Here is a 20372-nt window from a genome sequence, read left to right on the forward strand (position 1 = left end):
ACTTACGCAATTCATGTATAATAATATTTAAAGTATTATGTTGCCAACATTATATCATATGTAACCCTTTGGGATATTATTATTTGAGGAGATACCATGAAAAAAGCTCTAGTGATTATACTATTTTTACTGTTTGCTGCCGGAATATATTTCAACTTCATGCACACCGGACCGGTTTTCACGGATCAAGCCGCTGAAAATACTTCCAATGATGACACTGAAGTTGCAGAAGACGGACAGCAGAAATCAGACGACACAGCACAAGAAGACAGCGCACAGGAAGAATCAGCTGATAATACAAATGGTTTAGCATTTAATGAAACAGCTGTTCAGGAAAAATACGACCAGCGTGTGAGCAATAATGAACAACTCATTGTTGATGTACTGCTCCCGGCCCACTACAGCGAGGACTTTGCCGAACGCCTTAACCAGCAGGCCGGCTCGGACACAGTTCAGTTTAACCAAATCGCACTGCCGGCTAACACTACAGACATGAACGAACTGACTGTTAATGATAACAGCGACGTTGTCATTATGGACGCACTGCAGATCGCAGACTATAACGACGAAGTTCTGCCGCGCAGAAACATAGGCAACTTAACAGATGCGTACATGGAACTTTACAATGCAGATAAAACAGTTATCCTGCTTGGCAATCCGAATGCACATGAACACGAAAATCTTGCAGCTGAATTGGAAGAAGACGCTCTATACTTTGAAGAAAACGATTATTTCTATATCGATAATCAGGACGCTTTAACAGAGACTCCGTACGATTATGATAACGAGAAGCTGAATCCGGTACTCGAAGATGAAATGATCAGCAGTATTACCAGTTATTTATTTCAGTAAATAGTTTAGAAGGAACCGGGATATTGTCCCGGTTCCTTCTTTGTTTGGGTTTATGTAGTTTGTTAAACATCGTCGTTTCAAAAACCACGACTTCCAGCACACGATAAACGTCGTCGTTTCAAAAACCACGACTTCCAGCACACGATAAACGTCGTCGTTCCATAAACCACGACATCCAGCACACGATAAACGTCGTCGTCCCAAAAACCACGACATCCAGCACACAGTAAACGTCGTCGTTCCAAAAACCACGACATCCAACGAAAAAATCCAACACAAAAAAGCACCCGCATTTCCAAAAAGGAATGCAGGTGCTTTTTAATTTTATCTCTTGTTAATTTCTTCAAGAAGAATCTGGTTAACCATTTTAGGGTTAGCCTGACCTTTTGATTTCTTCATAATTTGACCGACCAGGAAACCGATAGCACGGTCTTTACCATTTTTGTAGTCTTCTACTGACTGTTCGTTGGCATCAAGTACTTCAGTAACCATGCCTGTAAGTACTGCAGGGTCTGATATCTGCTCCATACCAAGTTCTTTGGCAACCTGTTTTGCTGTGCCGCCTTTTTCAATCAGTACAGAGAATACTTTCTTCGCCTGTTTGCTTGAAATTGTACCGTCTTCGATAATATTAATCATGCCTGTCAGATTCTCGGCAGTTAATCCTGTATCTTCCAGCTCAGTGTTGTTTTTGTTCAGGTATTCATTTACGTTACCCATTAACCAGTTTGAAGCCAGTTTAGGGCCTGCTTTATGAGACTCGACCATTTCACTGAAGAAGTCGGACATTTCTTTTCTCATTGTCAGAATTTCTGCATCGTATACCGGAAGATCATATTCGTTGATGTACTTCTCGCGAAGTTCGTCCGGCAGTGTAGGAATGCTCGCGCGTACGCGCTCTTTCCACTCGTCATCGATGTGAAGGTGCATTAAATCCGGCTCCGGGAAGTAACGGTAGTCGTCCGCGCCTTCTTTAATACGCATTAATACAGTTTCACCGGTTTTTTCATCATAGCGTCGTGTTTCCTGTTCGATTACGCCGCCGGAGAGTAATACCTGCTCCTGACGTTTAACTTCATGCTCAAGTCCTTTTCTTACAAAGTTAAATGAGTTTAAGTTTTTAAGTTCAGTCTTGGTACCGAATTTTTCCTGACCGACAGGTCTGATTGAAATGTTCGCATCACATCTGAGTGATCCTTCTTCCATTTTTACATCAGATACGCCTGTGTACTGAATAATCGATTTGATTTTTTCAAGATACTTGTACGCCTCTTCAGGTGTACGGATATCCGGCTCAGATACGATTTCCACCAATGCCGTTCCCTGACGGTTTAAATCGACTAATGAGTAGTCGTCTTTATGAGTTGATTTACCGGCATCTTCTTCAAGGTGAAGACGTGTAATACCGATTGTTTTCTTCTTGCCGTCGATTTCGATATCAAGTGAACCGTGTTCCCCGATTGGTTTATCAAATTGTGAAATCTGATATGCTTTCGGGTTATCCGGATAGTAATAGTTCTTTCTGTCAAATTTAGTATCTGTAGCAATCTGCATGTTTAATGCCATTGCTGCTTTCATGCCGTACTCTACTGCAGTTTCGTTAAGAACCGGCAGTGTTCCCGGGTAACCTAGCTCAACTACAGAAAGGTTCGTGTTCGGTTCGTGTCCGTAATGCAGAGGGGCATTGGAAAATATTTTTGAGTTTGTTTTTAATTCAACGTGAACTTCAAGTCCGATAACCGTTTCAAAATGCATCTTACTCCGCCCCCATCGTTAGATTTTTAAGTTCTTCATGCAGGTTGTATACTGTTTCAAACTGATACGCTGCATTGTAAATTTTACGCTCTTCGAAGTGGTTACCGATCAGCTGCATGCCGATTGGTCTGTTGTCTTCAGTGATTCCGCAGGGAATGCTTAGTGAAGGAACACCCACAAGGTTTGCAGGAATTGTTAAGATATCATTCTTATATTCCTTAGTACCTTCGATTTTAACTTCGTCGTATTTGTGTGCCGGCGTTGTCGTAGTCGGCCCGATAATTAAATCATAATCCGCTAAGATTCTTTGAACGTCGTCAGACACTAAACGGCGGAGTTTTTGTGCTTTTACATAATAATCATCGTAGTGACCGGCACTTAATACGTAAGTCCCAAGTAAAATACGGCGTTTCACTTCATCACCGAATCCTTCACCGCGTGATTTTGTATATAATTCTTCAAGTGTTTTTGCATTTTCAGAACGGTAACCGTAACGGATTCCGTCAAAGCGTGCAAGGTTTGCACTTGCTTCACTTGAAGCGATTAAGTAGTAAGAACTTACTACATACTGAAGGTTTGGCATTTCCACTTCTTCAACAATCGCTCCTAAAGATTCAAAACGCTCTTTAGCTTTTAATACCGCTTCAGTTACAGAGTCATCAACGTCGTCGCCAAGGAATTCTTTAGGCAGAGCAAGTTTCATACCTTTGATATCCTTTTCGATGCCGCTCATGAAGTCTGTATCCTGATTTCTTGCACTTGTCATATCATTCTTGCTGTCTTCACCTGAAATCATTTCAAGTACTTTGGCGTTGTCCCGTACAGTACGAGTCAACGGTCCAATCTGATCAAGTGATGATGCGAATGCTACAAGTCCGAAACGTGATACACGGCCATATGTCGGTTTCATACCCACGATACCGCAGAATGAAGCCGGCTGTCTTACTGAACCGCCTGTATCAGTACCAAGTGCATAAGGAACAAATCCTGCTGCTACTGCCGCAGCCGAGCCGCCTGATGATCCACCCGGTGAACACTCAAGGTTCCACGGGTTTTTAGTTGTCTGGAAGTAAGAAGTTTCCGATGTTGAACCCATCGCAAACTCGTCCATGTTTAATTTACCCATAAGAACTGAGTTCTGGTCTTTAAGCTTTGTCATGACTGTTGCGTCATATACCGGCTTAAAGTTTTCAAGCATGCGGCTTGCGCACGTTGTTAAAATATCTTTGGTTACGATGTTATCTTTAATTCCAACAGGAATACCGAACAGTGAACCTTCCATCTTATCTTCTTCCTGAAGACGGTCAAGTTCCGCTGCAGTTTCCAGCGCCTGTTCTTTAGTTAAAGTGATAAACGACTTAATGTTGCCGTCGTATTTTTCGATTCTGTCAAAAAGAGCACCTGCTACTTCAGAAGGTTTAATCTCTTTACTGTGAATTTTACTGTATAGTTCTTCTACTGTTAATTCATTTATATTCACGATTGTTAACCCTCCTTATATCATTCTAGGTACTTTGAATTGTCCATCTTCTGTGAACTCTGTATTTTTCAGCGCGTCTTCCTGTGATACAGGTTCGCCCGCTTCATCTTTACGCAGTGAGTCTGCTGTTTCCTGCTGCAGCTGCACCGCATGCGTCATCGGTTCCACTCCCGATAAATCCAAGTCATTCAAGCGCTCCGAGTGCGCAACAATACTTTTAATTTTTGTCGATAAATTTCTAAGTTCTTCTTCATCTTTAATTTCTATCTTAGATAACTCAGCCACACGCTGAATTTTCTTTAAATCAAGTTCTTCCATGAATGACCCTCCTTCTATAAATACAACATTTAAAGTTTACCAAAAACCGGGGCACATTTCCATGTGCTTACCTATTCAAATATATAAAGATTGGCCTGGCCTTCGCCTTTACGTGTAATTACACTGTAGACCTGCGACTTATCTTTGATTTCAACTTCTACATCCGTAGCTGTAAAATGCTCGTTAACGAGGTCTCTGACGAACTGGGACATCCCGATCATTTCACCGCGGCTGTTATACTCAATCGGAATTTCCACTGTCAGCGAATCAAGCGTGCCGTCTCTGAACTTCCCTCTGCCGACAGATGTTGTAAAGCTGTCAAAGTAAGACGATAAATCCCTGTTGAAATTCTGATACTCGCTGTTGGCTTCCTGGGAAATTTCCGCCGCTTCGTTCGACGGCAGCAGAATGTTCTGAACATCGATATCGGAGAACGATTCAATCGTGTTCTCACCCGGTGCTACAACTGCCTGGGATACAAAATTCCCGGGAACAATATCCGTATCACCCGACTGGATAAAAATCGCAAAGACGATTTCTTTATCGACGTACTGATCATTGGCGCGGATTCTCGTTAGAATCTCAGCAGCCATCTCCTCGCCTTTTTCCTCAACCGTTTCCAAATCCAGCGCATGTTCCTGTGTCTGACCGTACTGTTCAGTCTGATAGTAGTGAATGCTGTTCATCGCAAGACCGATTGTAATCCCGTCAAATGACAGGTTGCCTTCCCCGTCTTCTTTCAAATAGTTCTGTTCAAGAATGTGAGAAAGATAAAGCGGTGCTTCTTCCGCAATCACTTCCGGATCTGTTTCACCGTTTGTCGACGGGTTCAGTCCGAGGTTGCTGAACGCATCCGAACCAAGCAGTTCGGATTCATCCATATTCTCGAGTTCTTCGCTTGTGTACTGGCGGCTCAAGTAGCCTCTGATCATTTCTTCAGAAATAATCTGTCCTTCACGGAAGACATATTCATTCGTCGGGAAGATGCTCTGGCTGATTGAGAACAGTCCTTTTTCAAACTCTTCCACGTTATATGAGGATACTAAATTGGCACTCGACAACCCGCGGGCCGGTGACAGTTCGTAAGGCACGACAGAACGGTAAAACTCTTCACTGCTCGACGTCAGCGTTTCGTCCTGCTCTTTCACCTGAACGTTCGACACTTCGTTTTCGAGAGTTGAGTCACCCATCTGTTCACTGATTTCCGCTTCATTGGCACCGTCGCAGGCTGCCAAGAGCAGCAAGGTTGCACCTGTGAGTAATATCGATTTAAACTTCATAACTCATTGCCCCAATTTCTCAATAAATTCTCTTTCATTCCATACTGTTATGCCAAGTGAGTTCGCTTTTTCAAGCTTGCTGCCGGCATCTTCCCCGGCAACGACAACATCTGTATTTTTAGAAACGCTGCCTGTTACTTTCCCGCCGTATGACTCGATACTCTTTTTCGCATCACCGCGTGTCATTTCAACCAGTTTGCCGGTTAACACAAACGTCATGCCGGAGAATACTGTACCTGACAGTTCTTCTTTTTCTTCTGTCATATTCAGTCCTGCTGCTTCAAGCTTATTAACCAGCTCGATAAAATCATCGTTATTCGTGTAAGTGACGATTGAGTCTGCAATCTTATCGCCGATCTCAGGTATTTCAATCAGCTGTTCTTTCGCCGCTTTTAATACTTCTGTCATCGAACCGTATTCTTCTGCAATCAGTCCCGACGCTTTTGCTCCGAGGAAACGGATACCGAGACCGAATAGTAATTTACTTAACGGCATTTCTTTCGATGCTTCGATAGCTGTCAGCAGATTTGTGACTTTTTTATCGCCCATTCGTTCAAGCTCAATTAAATCATCGTACTGCAATTTATATAAATCAGAAGCATCCGTAATCAGTTCAGCATCAAACAGCTGACGCACAACTTTCTCCCCTAAACCGTCGATATTCATTGCACCGCGTGACACGAAGTGAATAATTCCTTCTGTCAGCTGTGCCGGACATGACGGATTAATGCAGCGGATTGCCACTTCATCTTCCAGATGCACCGTATCGTGTCCGCATGACGGACATGTTGTCGGGGCCTTATATACTTCCTGATCTGTACGTTCTTCTTTTAACGATTTAACTACTTCAGGAATAATATCTCCTGCTTTTCGTATTACGACTTTATCTCCAATACGGATATCCCGTTCTTCAATCAGTTCGTGATTATGAAGTGATGCTCGTCCAACTGTTGTTCCCGCTACTTTTACAGGTTCCAGCAGTGCCGTCGGCGTAATTACTCCTGTACGGCCCACTGTCAGCTCGATATCGAGTATTTCCGTCACAACTTCTTCTGCCGGGAATTTATAAGCAATTGCCCAGCGTGGTGATTTCACCGTGTAGCCGAGCTCTTCCTGTGTCGACAAGTCGTTTACTTTAATGACAATACCGTCTATTTCATAAGCAAGCTCCGAGCGGTGTGTCGTCCAGTAATCAATATACTCAATTACTTCATCGATGCTCGTCATCAGCCTGCGTTCTTTATTCGTTTTAAAGCCCATCTCATCGAGCTTATCGAGCGCTCCGCTCTGGCTTTCTGCGTTCAGCGCTTCTGGTGAAGTCACACTGTACAGAAATACCGATAAATTGCGTGCTGCTGCAAGTTTCGGATCAAGCTGTCTTAATGATCCCGCTGCTGCATTACGCGGATTCTGAAATTCCTGCTGTCCTTCTTTTGCCCTGATTTCATTCAGATTGATAAATGAGCGTTTCGGCATATACGCTTCACCGCGCACTTCAAATGTTAAATCCGAATCTACAGTCAGCGGAATCGCATGAATCGTTCTTAAGTTTTCCGTAATGTTCTCACCGACAGTTCCGTCACCGCGCGTTGCTCCGCGTGTAAACAGTCCGTTTTCATAAGTCAGTGATACTGCCAGCCCGTCAATTTTCAGTTCACACATATATGTAACATCGCCGGCATTCTGTCTGACACGCTGATCAAACGCTCTTAAATCTGCTTCGTTGAACGCGTTGCCGAGACTCAGCATCGGCGAGCTGTGCGCAACTTTCTCAAAGCCGCTCAGAATCTCACCGCCGACTCTTACTGTCGGTGACGTATCTGTTTTATATTCCGGGTATTCTGCTTCAAGCCCGATCAGTTCACGGAGCAGTTTATCGTATTCCGGATCCGGAATCGACGGATTATCCTCCACATGATATTCATAATTGTAGCGTGTCAGCAATTGTTGTAATTCATGAATTCTTTCTTTCATTTATATTCAGTCCTTTTTTTCAAGCGGCGCATAGTTTGCAAGGAGCCTTTTCGGTCCTGCAGTTTTAAAGACAATATCCAGTTCCGTATTGTCGCCTTCCCCTTTAACCTGTGAAATGATACCTTCCCCGAATGCTTTATGGGAAACTTTATCGCCGACGTTAAAAGCAGTTCCTGTTTTATTTGTATTAATAATACGCGAGCGTTTCTTCGGTCCGCGCGCAAACGATGAACCTGTGCCCGTCGTTACACCGCTGCCGCCTGAGAATCCGGCTGCCATTGTTCCTGCAGATTCAAGCAGTTCTTCGGGTATCTCACTTAAGAAACGGCTCTGCATGTTCGTTTCAGTTTTACCGTAAAGCATACGCGACTCCGCACGGGATAAAATCAGGTGGTCCATTGCGCGCGTTAATGCCACGTACATCAGACGTCTTTCTTCTTCCAGTTCCTGATCATCAAACTGCACACGGCGTGACGGGAAGATACCTTCTTCAAGACCGACAACAAAAATCACCGGAAACTCAAGACCTTTCGATGCGTGCATCGTCATCATCGTTACTCCTGAGTTATCATCCATTCCGTCCTGGTCTGACACTAATGCCATATCACTTAGGAAATTAAATAAATTATCGTCTGCAATGGGATTATCGTTATCGAATTCTCTCGTTACTGTTTTAAATTCTTCAAGGTTTTCAAGACGGCTTCTCGCTTCCAGTGTTTTATCGGAACTCAGCATGTCGTGATAACCTGTGTCCGCAAGCACCTCATCGACAAGTTCTGTCATCGTCAGATATTTCGACTTCTCTTTTAAGTTATCGAGCACCTGGAGCAGCGACATTAGTTTACCGACTGTTTTAGCCGGAATGCCCAGGAAGTCCGCATCGCGGATTGCATCGTAAATGCTTGAGTTCAGCTGCTCGGCATGTGCACGCAGCTTGTCAATTGTCTTCGCACCGATACCCCGTTTCGGCACATTGATAATACGCTGGAAACTGATATCATCGAACGGGTTTTGAATAACTTTTAAGTAACTCATCAGATCTTTAATTTCCATTCTGCTGTAGAACTTCGTTCCGCCGACCATTTTATACGGAATGCTCGATTTAACAAACGCATCCTCAACTGCACGTGACTGTGCGTTTGCACGGTACAGTACAGCCATGTCACCGTATGAATACTTATCAGACAGCTCCTGCACTTTCTGCACGACGCGCTGGCCTTCTTCCCGTTCACTGAACGATACATTTACATCAATCTTCACACCGTCGCCTTTATTGCTGCGCAGGTTCTTCGGTTTACGTTCTGTATTGTTATCGATAACTGCGTTCGCTGCATCCAGTATCGTTTTCGTCGAACGGTAGTTTTCCTCAAGCTTGATAACTCTCGCTTCCGGATAATCCTCTTCAAAGTTTAAGATATTCTGAATGTCCGCACCGCGGAATTTATAAATCGACTGATCCGAGTCGCCGACAACACAGATGTTGCGGTACTTCGCAGCGAGCATCTGGACAAGCTGATACTGCGCGTGGTTCGTATCCTGATACTCATCCACGTGAACATACTGGAACCGTGTCTGATAATAATTCAGTACATCCGGTTTTCTGTTAAACAGCTCGATTGTCAGCATGATTAAATCATCAAAGTCGAGCGAGCTGTTGCGGTAAAGAATCTCCTGATAGTCTTTATATATTTCACTGTACAGCTCATCCTGGAAACCGGCTGCTTCCGCGACTGCCTGTTCAGGTTTAATAAGCTGGTTTTTATAATTCGAAATTACTGCGAGAATACTTCTCGGATTATGCTGTTTCGTATCCAGGTTGCGTGTTTTTAAAATATCTCTGACAACCGACTGCTGGTCGAGCGGATCCAAAATAGAAAAGCTCGTGTCATAGCCGAGATAGCTGATATCTCTTCTTAAAATACGCACACACATTGCGTGGAAAGTTGAAATCCACATTTTCGCTGCATCTTCCGAAATCAGTTTATCGACACGTTCGCGCATTTCCTTAGCCGCCTTGTTCGTAAACGTAATTGCCAGTATATTGTAGGAAGGCACCTGTTTTTCATCGAGCAGATAAGCAACACGGTGCGTCAGCACACGTGTCTTGCCGCTTCCCGCCCCCGCCATAATTAACAGCGGGCCTTCCGTTGCTTTAATTGCTTCTAATTGTTCTTTATTCATCGTAGATAAATCCATTATAAAAACTCCAGTTTGTTAAATGATAGTTTCCAATGCCTGTTCAACATCATCGTAAATAATATTGCCGACGACCATTATGTCGCTGACGCTGTCCATCCGGCGTGCAGTGTCTTCTGAGACGATGCCGCCACCGTAAACGATACTCGCATGCTCAGCCGCTTCGTAAGCCTCTGCAACCAGCCCGCGGTCGCCGAACATACCGCTGTATTCAATATATATGTAGTCCATTTTATATAATTTATCGAGCATGTGAATCATCGCGATAAATTCTTCGTCTTCCACAGCATGACATTGCGCATGTTTAAACGCTTTGCAATCCTGATTCATTATAATGTAAGGCAGCAGGGAAACACTGTCGTAATCGATAAAGTCATGATATTCCATCAATGCCTCTACGAGCATGCCATGTGAAAAAGTCACATTATCCGTGTTAATTACCGTCGGAATAAAATAATGATTAAAGCCCGGTACGGCTGCATCCGGATGCGAGATTTCAAGGGCCGCAGAGACATCAAATTTTCTGATGCGTCTGAGCAATTTCGAAACGTTCTCTTCCGTAACATTATCAGTTCCGCTGACCAGTATTAAATCCGTGCCGGACTTTACAATCTGCCCGAGCGAGCTGTCATCGATATCCTTAGCCGGATCAAGTTTAAATATATGCTTTGCGTGTCGCGTCATGAGACCATATCCTTTATAAAATTCATAAGATGATTATATCATTTTTATATACCAAAAAACATTAAAGGAGGGAGATGAAAGTATAAGACCCGGAAGATAATATACTTCAGCAGAATATAAAGAAACCCGTACGCCGGCTTCCCTTAAGGAAAGCCGGCGCACGGGTTAATATTCTGTTTAATCCAGTTCAAAGTATTCTTCAAGCGTCAGGCCGCTTTCATATATAGCCGGCGCTTTATCCCCGACATATCTTAAATGCCACGGTTCATACATATAACCTGTAATATCTTCTTTGCCCTTCATGTAGCGGATAATAAATCCGTACTCATGAGCGATGTCTTTCAGCCACTGGAATTCAGGCGTGTATTCAAACGATGTCTGCAGCAGCACTGCACTGTCGTATGATCCAACGTCAATCGCAAGTCCTGTCTGGTGTTCCGAATGCCCCGGCTCCGCACTGTATCTGTCAGCAGCTTCTTTGCCGTCTCTCGCTACGTAGTTGTTATAAAGTCCTGCCTGATAATCATAGCTTCTGAAGCCGCTTACCAGTTCAAAGTACAGTCCCTGCTCTTTTGCATCTTCAAACAGCTGCGTATATGCGTCGATAACTTCAGGCTGCATTTCAGGATTATAATCCGCAGGCAGCGGTATTTCCTTATTCACGATTAACACACCGTCTGCATATGTAATACCATCAATGACTTCAATATTTACCGGTACATCCAGCTCGCTGAATGTCAGCGGTTCATAACTTTTTGTAAAGCCGGTTGCTTCAATTTCTTCCGGTGCTTCACTGCTGCATGCTGCAAGAACAGCCGCGGCAAACACCGCGGCTATAAATCCTGATACCTTCATATTACTCCAGCCCTGCACGTTTAAATATAGTATCCACACGGCTCAGGTGGTGAGCTTCGTTAAAGCACTCATCGAGTTCTTCAGTCGTCAGCACTTCCTGAATGCGCGTGTCTTTACTTGCCAGTTCGCGTAATGGTACTTTCGTTTCCCATGATTCCATCGCTTTTGGCTGAACCAGGTCATATGCTTCTTCCCGTGACAGTCCTTTGTCGATAAGTGTCAGCATTACCTGCTGTGAGTATACAAGACCGAAAGTCTTATCGATATTCGCCTTCATGTTTTCCGGGAATACAGTCAGATTCTTCATGATTCTGCCGAAACGGTTGAGCATGTAGTTCAGTGCAATCGTTACGTCCGGAAGCATAATTCTTTCTGCAGCTGAATGTGAAATATCACGTTCATGCCACAGCGGTACGTTTTCATATGCTGTTGATACGTAACCGCGAATCACACGTGCGATTCCCGTTACGTTCTCACTGCCGATCGGGTTACGTTTATGCGGCATTGCACTTGAACCTTTCTGGCCTTTTGCGAATGCTTCTTCCACTTCGCGCGTTTCTGTTTTCTGCAGATGTCTTACTTCAACAGCAAACTTCTCAACAGATGTCGCAATCAGTGCAAGCACCGCAACGTAATGTGCATGACGGTCGCGCTGCAGTGTCTGTGTCGATACAGGTGCAGGCGTCAACCCAAGGTGTTTACAAACGTATTCCTCAACTTCAGGCGGGATGTTGGCAAATGTGCCGACTGCTCCGCTCATTTTCCCAACTTCAATTTCTTCACGCACATCTTTAAAACGCTTAAGGTTACGCGTCATTTCCTGATGCCATAACGCCATTTTAATACCGAATGATGTCGGCTCGGCATGAACACCGTGCGTGCGTCCCATCATCAGTGTGTGTTTATGTTCGCGTGCTTTATCAGCTAAAATTTCGATAAAGTTATTAAGATCCTGTTCGATAATTTCGTTTGCCTGTTTCAGTATGTAGCTCTGTGCTGTATCTACAACGTCTGTAGAAGTCAGACCGTAGTGAACCCATTTCTTCTCTTCGCCTAATGTTTCAGATATCTGGCGGGTAAATGCCACAACGTCGTGACGTGTTTCCGCTTCAATTTCCTTAATCCGGTCCACATCAATGCGTGCATTCGGACGAATGTTTTTAACTTCGTCTTTCGGAATTATACCGAGCTCCGCCCATGCTTCAGAAGCCAGAATTTCAACTTCCAGCCACGCATCAAATCTGTTTTCCTCGGTCCAAATCTTCGTCATTTCTTCTCTTGAATATCTGCTGATCATTTTAGCTCATCCTCATTCATTAATTTGCCTTCAAACATAATTTCCTGATGTGAGACAGTGATTTCACCGTTCTCTTCTTTGAAAACAGGCTGCTCAAATCTTCTTACCGGCTGATAGCCTTCCGCTTTCATCGCTGCCAGTACATCCGGCAGCGACTCACCCGGCTCTACTTTAAATTTCTTTTTTTTCGGCTGTTTTCGCTGTGCCATGAACATCACCCTGTTCCTGTGCTTCATATACTTCCTCAAGCACTTCTTCTACATTCTCCGGCTGGTAGTTGCTCATCTTGCGTCTGCTGAGCCCTTTAGTCCAGAAACCGCCGTGAATATTTTTCGGTTCGTATGAAATGATAAACGCCCTGTCATCGAGTTCTCTTATCGTCTCAATCAATTTGCGCTCATATTTTCTCGGCGTTAAAATCTGCATTACCGTACGCTGCCCGTCACGTCCAAACTGATGGCCGTGAGTAACTCCGTAACCTAAGTTTCGCAGGTCATTCGGCAGGTCGATGTCTTTTTTCGCTGTCGTTGCATTCACTACAGTGTAGCCGAGTGCCAGCTGTTCTTCGATTTTCGTTCCAACGAGTATCCCGACCCCGAAACCGAGCGCGTAAGCGACGATATTCTGCGGGCGGTCCAGGTTGTCGAGCACAAGGCCGAGTCCGATAACGTAAACAAACGTTTCTAAAATACTGAAAGCAGCTGCAACAAAGCGGTATCCTTTTAATGTCATTATTGTCCGCATCGTTAAGAATGTAACATAGATAATATTAATGACGAATATTACTAATATCATCAGCATTGGACTGTCTGAAATTGCCTGAAGCATAATTTAATCTTTCCTTCTCTCTTTAATTAAACTGGTAAATTATAACGATTGTAAGGTAAATCGCGTTTGTGCTGTGACTGATAATATAACGTTTTAATTCTTTCATATGCTTCGCCGGGCACTGACTTCCCTTCCAGGAAATCATCGATATGTTCGTAAGTCACACCAAGTGCTTCTTCATCACTTAAGAGCGGTTTATCACTCTCAAGGTCAGCCGTCGGTATTTTTTCATACAGGTGGGCAGACGCTCCGAGGTATTTCATAAGTTCCCGGCCCTGACGTTTGTTCAGCCCTGTCAGCGGTGCAAGGTCAGCCGCACCGTCGCCGTGCTTCGTATAAAAGCCTGTCAGTGCTTCCGCTGCATGATCGGTTCCAAGCACCACGCCGCCTGTATGGGCAGCGATGGCATACTGAACTTTCATGCGTTCGCGTGCTTTTTCATTGCCGCGGACGAAATCGCTCAGCTCGTAACCGCTGTCGGCAAGCGCCTTAACGCCTGCGTCGACAGCCGGCTTAATGTTTATTGCCGCTTCAACACTCGGACTGATAAAGTCCATTGCGTCGCGTGCATCCGATTCATCCTGCTGTTCACCATAAGGCAGACGGACACCGTAAAACTTAATATCGTGTCCCTCTCCGTTCAGTTCATCGACAGTCAGCTGAGCAATTTTGCCGAGCAGCGTTGAGTCCTGGCCGCCTGAAATCCCAAGTACAAAACTTTTTATAAACGTATATTTTTTAACGTAATTCTTTAAGAAATCGATAAGTTCACGCGTTTCTTCTTCCGGATTGATTTCCGGTTTTACGTGCAGCTCTTCTATAATCTGCTGCTGCAGTTTATCCATAAAAAATCACTCCAATGTTTTATTTGAAAGTTCTTCTATGAAATCGGTTTTCATGTTCCATAAATCAGTCGACAGGTCCACCGGATACTCCTGCGGATTCAGGAAACGTTTCGTTTCTTCCCAGATTGTATCGAGACTTCTTCGGCAGTTTTCCTGCATTTCATCGACAGTCGGAGATTCGTAAACAAGCTTCCCGTCAACGAACACATCATGAAGCAGTTCAACCGGTTCAAACGACTGAACCAGTTTGCGTTTCACCGTGTGCACCGGGTGGAACATTAACAGCGGCTTGTCAGTATCGATGACTTCATCATGAAGTGTAATGTAATCTCCCTCTGACATTCCTGTTTCCTTATTAATAATACGATAAACTTTTTTCTTACCCGGTGTCGTCGTTTTCTCAACGTTCCCGGAAAGCTTCATGCGGTTCTGCCAGACACCTGATTCATCCTGAATCGCTGCCAGTTTATATACCGCACCAAGTGCAGGGTTGTCGTAAGCCGTAATCAGTTTCGTACCGATTCCCCAGCCGTCGACTTTCGCACCCTGTGACATCAGCGACAGAATCGTCACTTCATCGAGGTCGTTCGAGACGATAATCTGCACGTCTGTATAGCCTGCATCATCGAGCATCTTGCGCGCCTGTTTCGTCAGGTAGGCAATATCTCCCGAGTCAATTCTGATTCCTTTGAAATTAATCCTGCCTTTGAATTCATTCGCCACTTTAATTGCCGTCGGTATACCCGACTTCAGCGTATCGAATGTATCCACTAAGAATACACAGTCCGAGTGCGTTTCTGCGTAAGCTGTAAATGCGTCGTAGTCATTGCCGTAAGCCTGGACCATTGCGTGTGCATGCGTCCCGCTCGGTGTTAAGCCGAACAGTTTCGCTGCTCTGACGTTGCTCGTACCGTCAAATCCGCCGATTACTGCAGCGCGTGCCCCCCATAATGCAGCATCGAATTCATGTGCGCGGCGCGTTCCGAATTCCATTAAGCTGTCTTTTGGAACCAGCTGTCTGATACGGTTCGCTTTCGTAGCAATCAGCGTCTGGAAGTTCACGATGTTTAACAGTGCCGTTTCGATCAGCTGCGCTTCAGCAAGTGTTGCTTCAACCTGGACAAGCGGTTCGTTATTAAATACTGTTTCCCCTTCAGCCATTGAACGGACCGTTCCCGTAAAACGAACTGTTTTTAAATAATTTAAAAAGTCATCGCTGTAACCCAGTGTGCTTAAGTACTCAATATCGCTGTCCGAGAAACGAAGTTTCTCAAGATAATCGATAATGTGCGTCAGCCCTGCAAAAACAGCATAGCCGTTATCAAAAGGCATCTTTCTGAAATATAAATCAAAAATTGTCTGACGTTCATGTATACCCTGTTCGTAGTAAGTTTTTGCCATGTTGATCTGATATAAATCCGTGTGCAGCATGAAGCTGTCATCCTGATACTGATACATACATCCATCTCCTGTGCCTTAACAATTTATTTGCTTTAATTTTATCATATAAACTTATTGTATGAACCATTTGAATGCACTATTATATGAGTACTTCAAAAACTAAGATATAGATAGATAAAAGCAGTAATGTTAAAATGTAATCATATATAATATTAGTACAAAGAAAAAGGAGACAGACAGTAATGACACAAAAAATCTTCGGGCACCAAAATCCTGATACAGATACGATTACTTCAGCACTTGTAGTGGCTGATATCGAGGCTCAGCTCGGCAATAATGCGAAAGCTTACCGCTTAGGTGAGATCAGCAGCGAGACAGCATACGCACTTGAGTACTTCGGGGTGGAGGCTCCGGACCTTTTAAACGAAGTGGGCGCTGACGACGAAGTTATTTTAGTAGACCACAATGAAAAACAGCAATCCGCTCCGGGAATTGAAAACGCGACAATTACGAAAGTATTCGATCACCACAGAATTGCAAACTTTGAAACAGAAGGACCGCTGTACTACCGCGCTGAACCAGTCGGCTGTACGGCAACGATTCTGAACAAAGTATACAAAGAGAAAAACTTAACAATCTCTAAAGAATCTGCAGGACTGATGCTGTCAGCAATCATCTCGGACACACTGTTATTCAAATCTCCGACGACGACAGAAGAAGACATCGATGCAGCTGCAGAACTTAAAGAAATCGCAGGCATTGACTTGGAAGCATACGGACTTGAAATGCTTAAAGCAGGCGCATCAACTTCTGATAAAACAGCTGCCCAGTTAATTACAGGCGATGCGAAAACATTCGACATCGGCGAGAAAAGCGTGCGAATCGCACAAGTTAACGTTGTTGACGTAGACGAAGTATTCGCACGCCGCGAAGAGATCGAAGCTGCAATCAACGAAGAAATCGAACAGGACGGCTATGATTTGTTCACATTAATCGTGACAGACATTCTGAACTCAAACTCTAAAGTACTTGCTTTAGGATCTGAATTCTCTTCAATCGAACGCGCATTTGACGTTGCACTGGATCAGAACACAGCAATCCTTGAAGGTGTTGTCTCACGTAAGAAGCAAGTTGTCCCTAACATTACAAAAGCATTGTCAAATTTATAATTTATATTGTGGAACCCGCCTCGTCAGGCGGGTTTTTTCTTGTTTTGGAGTGGGTTCGGCGCCTTAAACGTCGTCGTTCTCAAAACCACGACATCCAGGACACTTTAAACGTCGTCGTTCTCAAAACCACGACATCCAGAACGCCTTAAACGTCGTCGTTTCCAAAACCACGACATCCACCTCCCCCACCCATTCCCCCAATAAATCATTCAATATAATTTTTATATTTAGACGTTTGATTTATATACTTCATTGCTTCCTCAAAATCGTAGTATTTTAAGACATACTCTGTATTTTTGCCTCTTTTATTTTTAGTACAGTATTTATTCAGTGCTCTCCGCAGTACTTCCGGATGAAATTCATCACCAGTTAATGCCGCCAAACTTTTCCTCGTCATCCCTTCCCCGTAATATAAGTATTTATAATCACTCATCACACGCAGCATATGGGTCTCGTTGGATTCTTTTGTGCCGCAGACAGAGCACTGGCGGTGGTAACGGGTTTTTATCAGATTAAAATCTCCGCAGCTTCCGCAGTACAATCCCCGGCGAACACCGGCAACATTCATACTTCCGTTAAAATACGGATTCCCGGAAATATGCGAGCGTATTAATGTCACCAGCCGGTCTGCTTTTTCAGTATTATAATCATCCTTAAACTGACGGAAGTATTTTTTTAAATCCATGCGGATAACGATATTTTTCCAGATTGAATTGTCTTCTGAATATAATCTGAATTCATCATTAGGAAACACAACCTTACCGGATATTTCCGCAGTCACTTTGGCATTCCGGCATATCCGGTACAGTTTTCCGACTGCACGGTCTACCTGGGTAAATGGATTGTCGGGTACAACTTCTCCATTCTTCATGAACCGCCCGTTCTTATAATAATATTCACCGCTGTAGTTTTTAATTTCGTTGACTGTTACCGCATCACCGGAAATAATAATGCTGTCGTACTGTGCCCCGCTCTTTCCTGAAACAAGATAAAGGTCCCGGAAAATATAAAGGTTGTCATGCCCGACTTCGTCGAACAGTTTATCGTACAGACACTCTCCAGAAAATCCGCTCCTGTATACTTTAAAATTCCGTGCATCTTCAAAATTCAAATCCATCCTTCTGTCCAATGCTCTGTAATGCAAAAGTTCAGCCGTTACTTTTCTGTCGTTTAAATACATAAATTTTCCTCCTTATAAAAAATATCCCCTTACTCTATATATAGGCGAAAAGTGCGTTTTCCTTTTAAAAAATTCATGTTTTATACAAAAATAGCAAAACTGGTTTACTTTTTAATGAAACTCACTACTTTTAACATTTTATTCCAAACTCATAAAAAATAAAAAACCGAAGCCTCCCCGGCTCCGGTTCATCACATAAATCTATTCAAATATCCGCTTTAGGACGCTCGTTTTGCCTTCCTGCAAGTGTTCTTTCGAACAGTCGTCTCTAACCTCATATTCGTATTCCTTCAGCGCATTGCCGAATGACATTTCATCTATCCAGTTCGTCAGATCAGCCTGGTCGTAGCAGGCAGGATAAACAATCTCCCCGCTCGTATGATCGACGATAACCCTCGTTGTTCCGCTTGTTTTATCGACTAATGGGAGCAGCAGTACAGCGAGTACAATCACCGTAATAATGCCCCATACTATTTTCTGTCTCATCTGATTTCCTCACTCGCTTTTTATATCCTCTATAACTTACCATAAATATGCCGCTTGAAAAATCGAACATATGTTCGTATAATGATAATTAACGGATAAGGAAAGAAGGGATTTGTTATGCACGACGGAAACTATCCTTCTAAAAATTCACAGGCCGAAATGCCTGAAGGACGCGGCATGATTAAGTGGGCACCTTTTGCCACAATGCCCGAGCAGTTTGAAAATGTCGGCAGACTGATGAGCGATCAGACAAAAATTAAACGTCCGGAGCTGTATGATGACCAGCTTGGTGAAATCGAACAGATACTGAAACATGCAGCGGCGGAAAAGTTTCCGGTCCGGATTGCTTATTATTACGACGGCAGCCGGTTCAATGTTTCTCTCCATATTATAAAAATAGACCAATGGAGCATGCTGCTCATTGGTCAGATATGCGGCACCGAAGATTTTACCTTCGTGCCTTTTATAGATATACTGGATATTTTTATACTGTCGGAAAGCTGACAGCTGATATTATTTCTCTAAGAATAATACCGGTTCTTTCTGATGCTCTGTTGCTTTTACAAGATGATATGCAAGAACCGTCGTTGTAATTGCACCAATCCCGCCCGGGACCGGTGTAATGAACGATGCTTTATCTTTAACAGCTTCGTAGTTTACATCTCCTACCATCTTGCCTTCTTCAGTGAAGTTGATGCCGACGTCGACAACAATTGCACCTTCTTTAACATGCTCTGCGTCAATCAGGTTAATTGCGCCCGCTGCGCTGACAATCACGTCTGCGTCTTTACATTTATCAACAAGGTTTTCAGTGTACAGGTTACATGTCGTAACAGTTGCTTCCCTGTTCATCATTAATAATGATAAAGGTTTACCGACTACTGCACTTGCACCGACTACTGTAACGTTCTTCCCTTTTAAGTCGATGTCATAGAAATCAAGCATGTTCATAACTGCTGCAGGTGTACATGGCTCAAGGCGATCCGGGTCGTTTGTCAGCACTTTACCAAGGTTCGATGCTTTCATACCGTCGATATCTTTAAATGAGTTCATGATTTCCGCAACACGTTTCATAGGAATATGCTTAGGAAGAGGCTGAAGAAGCAGAATTCCATGTATAGAATAATCTTCATTAATTTCTCTGAATTTAGTTAAAAATACTTTTGTAGATACATCTTCCGGGAAGTGATACTGTTCAGTATCCATGCCCAGTTTTTCAAATCGTTTTACCGCAGCATTTTCATATGAAATTGAATCTGATAAATCTCCAATTCTTACGAACGCTACTTTTGGTTTAATACCGTGTGATTCGGAAACTTCCAAAGCCTGCTTAATCTCTTCGGATAAGTGTGCTGCTACTTTTTTTCCGTCCATAATTACTGTCATTAAAAGCACTCCCCTTACTTTTTCTGGTTAATTACCCATCAATTATTATAACATAATTAAACCAAATATAAAAAAAAGCTATCACCCGAAGATGATAGCCATAAGAAATTATTTAGTTTCGCGGTGTAGAGTGTACTTGTTCAATCTAGGGCAGAATTTCATCATTTCGATACGCTCCGGATTGTTTCTTTTGTTCTTCTTAGTGCTGTAGTTGCGGTCTCCGCATTCAGTACAAGCTAATGTAACGATTACTCTCATTTCTGTCGCCTCCTTCGTTAAGTTAAATCGATATTAAATGATAATATACTCGAATCAACTGGCCAGTTGATCATCCACGCACATAGATGATTGGTATATACTTTTGTAAATCACCTTATCTATTTTAC

Annotated in this window: 20 protein-coding genes; 3 read left to right on the plus strand and 17 right to left on the minus strand. The window is 43.5% G+C overall.

From position 1 onward, the window contains the following. Window positions 1–96 precede the first annotated feature (96 nt). Window positions 97–852, plus strand: a complete 756-nt coding sequence (locus HNR41_RS10495; RefSeq protein ID WP_184284450.1) for a hypothetical protein — start codon at window positions 97–99, stop codon at window positions 850–852. Between the two features lie 324 nt (window positions 853–1176). Here the strand turns inward: HNR41_RS10495 and gatB are convergent, their stop codons facing one another. The 13 genes from gatB to HNR41_RS10560 form a co-directional block, all read right to left on the minus strand. Then, window positions 1177–2607 carry an Asp-tRNA(Asn)/Glu-tRNA(Gln) amidotransferase subunit GatB gene (gatB, locus tag HNR41_RS10500; protein ID WP_184284452.1) on the minus strand — a complete coding sequence of 477 codons (1431 nt, stop codon included), beginning with the start codon at window positions 2605–2607 and terminating at the stop codon, window positions 1177–1179. Window position 2608: 1 nt separating this feature from the next. Then, on the minus strand, window positions 2609–4087 hold the full coding sequence (gatA, locus tag HNR41_RS10505; protein ID WP_184284454.1) for an Asp-tRNA(Asn)/Glu-tRNA(Gln) amidotransferase subunit GatA: 1479 nt from the start codon (window positions 4085–4087) through the stop codon (window positions 2609–2611). A gap of 15 nt (window positions 4088–4102) precedes the next feature. Beyond that, complete coding sequence (gatC, locus tag HNR41_RS10510) at window positions 4103–4405, minus strand: Asp-tRNA(Asn)/Glu-tRNA(Gln) amidotransferase subunit GatC (RefSeq protein ID WP_184284456.1); 303 nt, start codon at window positions 4403–4405, stop codon at window positions 4103–4105. A gap of 71 nt (window positions 4406–4476) precedes the next feature. Beyond that, a complete protein-coding gene (locus HNR41_RS10515) occupies window positions 4477–5685 on the minus strand; it encodes a CamS family sex pheromone protein (protein WP_184284458.1) in 1209 nt (402 codons plus the stop codon). A gap of 3 nt (window positions 5686–5688) precedes the next feature. Next, window positions 5689–7659 (minus strand): NAD-dependent DNA ligase LigA, encoded by a 1971-nt coding sequence (gene ligA, locus HNR41_RS10520; protein ID WP_184284460.1) that lies wholly within the window; start codon window positions 7657–7659, stop codon window positions 5689–5691. Between the two features lie 6 nt (window positions 7660–7665). Next, complete coding sequence (gene pcrA / locus HNR41_RS10525) at window positions 7666–9855, minus strand: DNA helicase PcrA (protein ID WP_184284462.1); 2190 nt, start codon at window positions 9853–9855, stop codon at window positions 7666–7668. Window positions 9856–9873: 18 nt separating this feature from the next. Beyond that, window positions 9874–10539, minus strand: coding sequence for a geranylgeranylglyceryl/heptaprenylglyceryl phosphate synthase (locus HNR41_RS10530; RefSeq protein WP_184284463.1), 666 nt, complete (start codon window positions 10537–10539; stop codon window positions 9874–9876). A gap of 177 nt (window positions 10540–10716) precedes the next feature. Next, the gene (locus HNR41_RS10535; RefSeq protein ID WP_184284465.1) at window positions 10717–11394 is read right to left on the minus strand and encodes a M15 family metallopeptidase; all 678 of its coding nucleotides are present in this window, start codon (window positions 11392–11394) and stop codon (window positions 10717–10719) included. 1 nt (window position 11395) lies between these two features. Continuing rightward, complete coding sequence (gene purB, locus HNR41_RS10540) at window positions 11396–12691, minus strand: adenylosuccinate lyase (RefSeq protein ID WP_184284467.1); 1296 nt, start codon at window positions 12689–12691, stop codon at window positions 11396–11398. Further along, complete coding sequence (locus tag HNR41_RS10545) at window positions 12688–12900, minus strand: NETI motif-containing protein (protein ID WP_184284469.1); 213 nt, start codon at window positions 12898–12900, stop codon at window positions 12688–12690. The genes purB and HNR41_RS10545 overlap by 4 nt, the downstream gene beginning before the upstream one ends. Further along, the gene (locus HNR41_RS10550; protein ID WP_184284471.1) at window positions 12863–13519 is read right to left on the minus strand and encodes a DUF2179 domain-containing protein; all 657 of its coding nucleotides are present in this window, start codon (window positions 13517–13519) and stop codon (window positions 12863–12865) included. Before HNR41_RS10550 ends, HNR41_RS10545 begins: the two co-directional genes overlap by 38 nt. A gap of 26 nt (window positions 13520–13545) precedes the next feature. Beyond that, complete coding sequence (nadE, locus tag HNR41_RS10555) at window positions 13546–14364, minus strand: NAD(+) synthase (protein WP_184284473.1); 819 nt, start codon at window positions 14362–14364, stop codon at window positions 13546–13548. A 6-nt stretch (window positions 14365–14370) separates the two neighbouring features. Further along, a complete protein-coding gene (locus tag HNR41_RS10560) occupies window positions 14371–15822 on the minus strand; it encodes a nicotinate phosphoribosyltransferase (protein WP_184284475.1) in 1452 nt (483 codons plus the stop codon). Between the two features lie 185 nt (window positions 15823–16007). Here HNR41_RS10560 and HNR41_RS10565 point away from each other — a divergent pair, with 185 nt between their 5' ends. Then, window positions 16008–16934, plus strand: a complete 927-nt coding sequence (locus HNR41_RS10565; RefSeq protein ID WP_184284477.1) for a manganese-dependent inorganic pyrophosphatase — start codon at window positions 16008–16010, stop codon at window positions 16932–16934. A gap of 205 nt (window positions 16935–17139) precedes the next feature. Here HNR41_RS10565 and HNR41_RS10570 read toward each other — a convergent pair whose 3' ends face one another. Together HNR41_RS10570 and HNR41_RS10575 are read right to left on the minus strand one after the other, a co-directional pair. Continuing rightward, window positions 17140–18114: a nuclease-related domain-containing protein gene (locus tag HNR41_RS10570; protein ID WP_184284479.1), complete on the minus strand. Its 975-nt coding sequence runs from the start codon at window positions 18112–18114 to the stop codon at window positions 17140–17142. 201 nt (window positions 18115–18315) lie between these two features. Then, window positions 18316–18600 (minus strand): alpha-amylase, encoded by a 285-nt coding sequence (locus HNR41_RS10575; RefSeq protein ID WP_184284481.1) that lies wholly within the window; start codon window positions 18598–18600, stop codon window positions 18316–18318. A 117-nt stretch (window positions 18601–18717) separates the two neighbouring features. Here HNR41_RS10575 and HNR41_RS10580 point away from each other — a divergent pair, with 117 nt between their 5' ends. Continuing rightward, window positions 18718–19104: a YolD-like family protein gene (locus HNR41_RS10580; RefSeq protein ID WP_184284482.1), complete on the plus strand. Its 387-nt coding sequence runs from the start codon at window positions 18718–18720 to the stop codon at window positions 19102–19104. A gap of 9 nt (window positions 19105–19113) precedes the next feature. On the opposite strand, the gene HNR41_RS10585 is transcribed toward HNR41_RS10580, so the two are convergent. Together HNR41_RS10585 and rpmG are read right to left on the minus strand one after the other, a co-directional pair. Continuing rightward, a complete protein-coding gene (locus HNR41_RS10585; protein WP_184284484.1) occupies window positions 19114–19986 on the minus strand; it encodes a bifunctional 5,10-methylenetetrahydrofolate dehydrogenase/5,10-methenyltetrahydrofolate cyclohydrolase in 873 nt (290 codons plus the stop codon). A 108-nt stretch (window positions 19987–20094) separates the two neighbouring features. Continuing rightward, on the minus strand, window positions 20095–20244 hold the full coding sequence (rpmG, locus tag HNR41_RS10590; protein WP_035811226.1) for a 50S ribosomal protein L33: 150 nt from the start codon (window positions 20242–20244) through the stop codon (window positions 20095–20097). Window positions 20245–20372 lie beyond the last annotated feature (128 nt).

The organism is Jeotgalicoccus coquinae, assembly GCF_014207425.1.
Classification (GTDB): domain Bacteria; phylum Bacillota; class Bacilli; order Staphylococcales; family Salinicoccaceae; genus Jeotgalicoccus; species Jeotgalicoccus coquinae.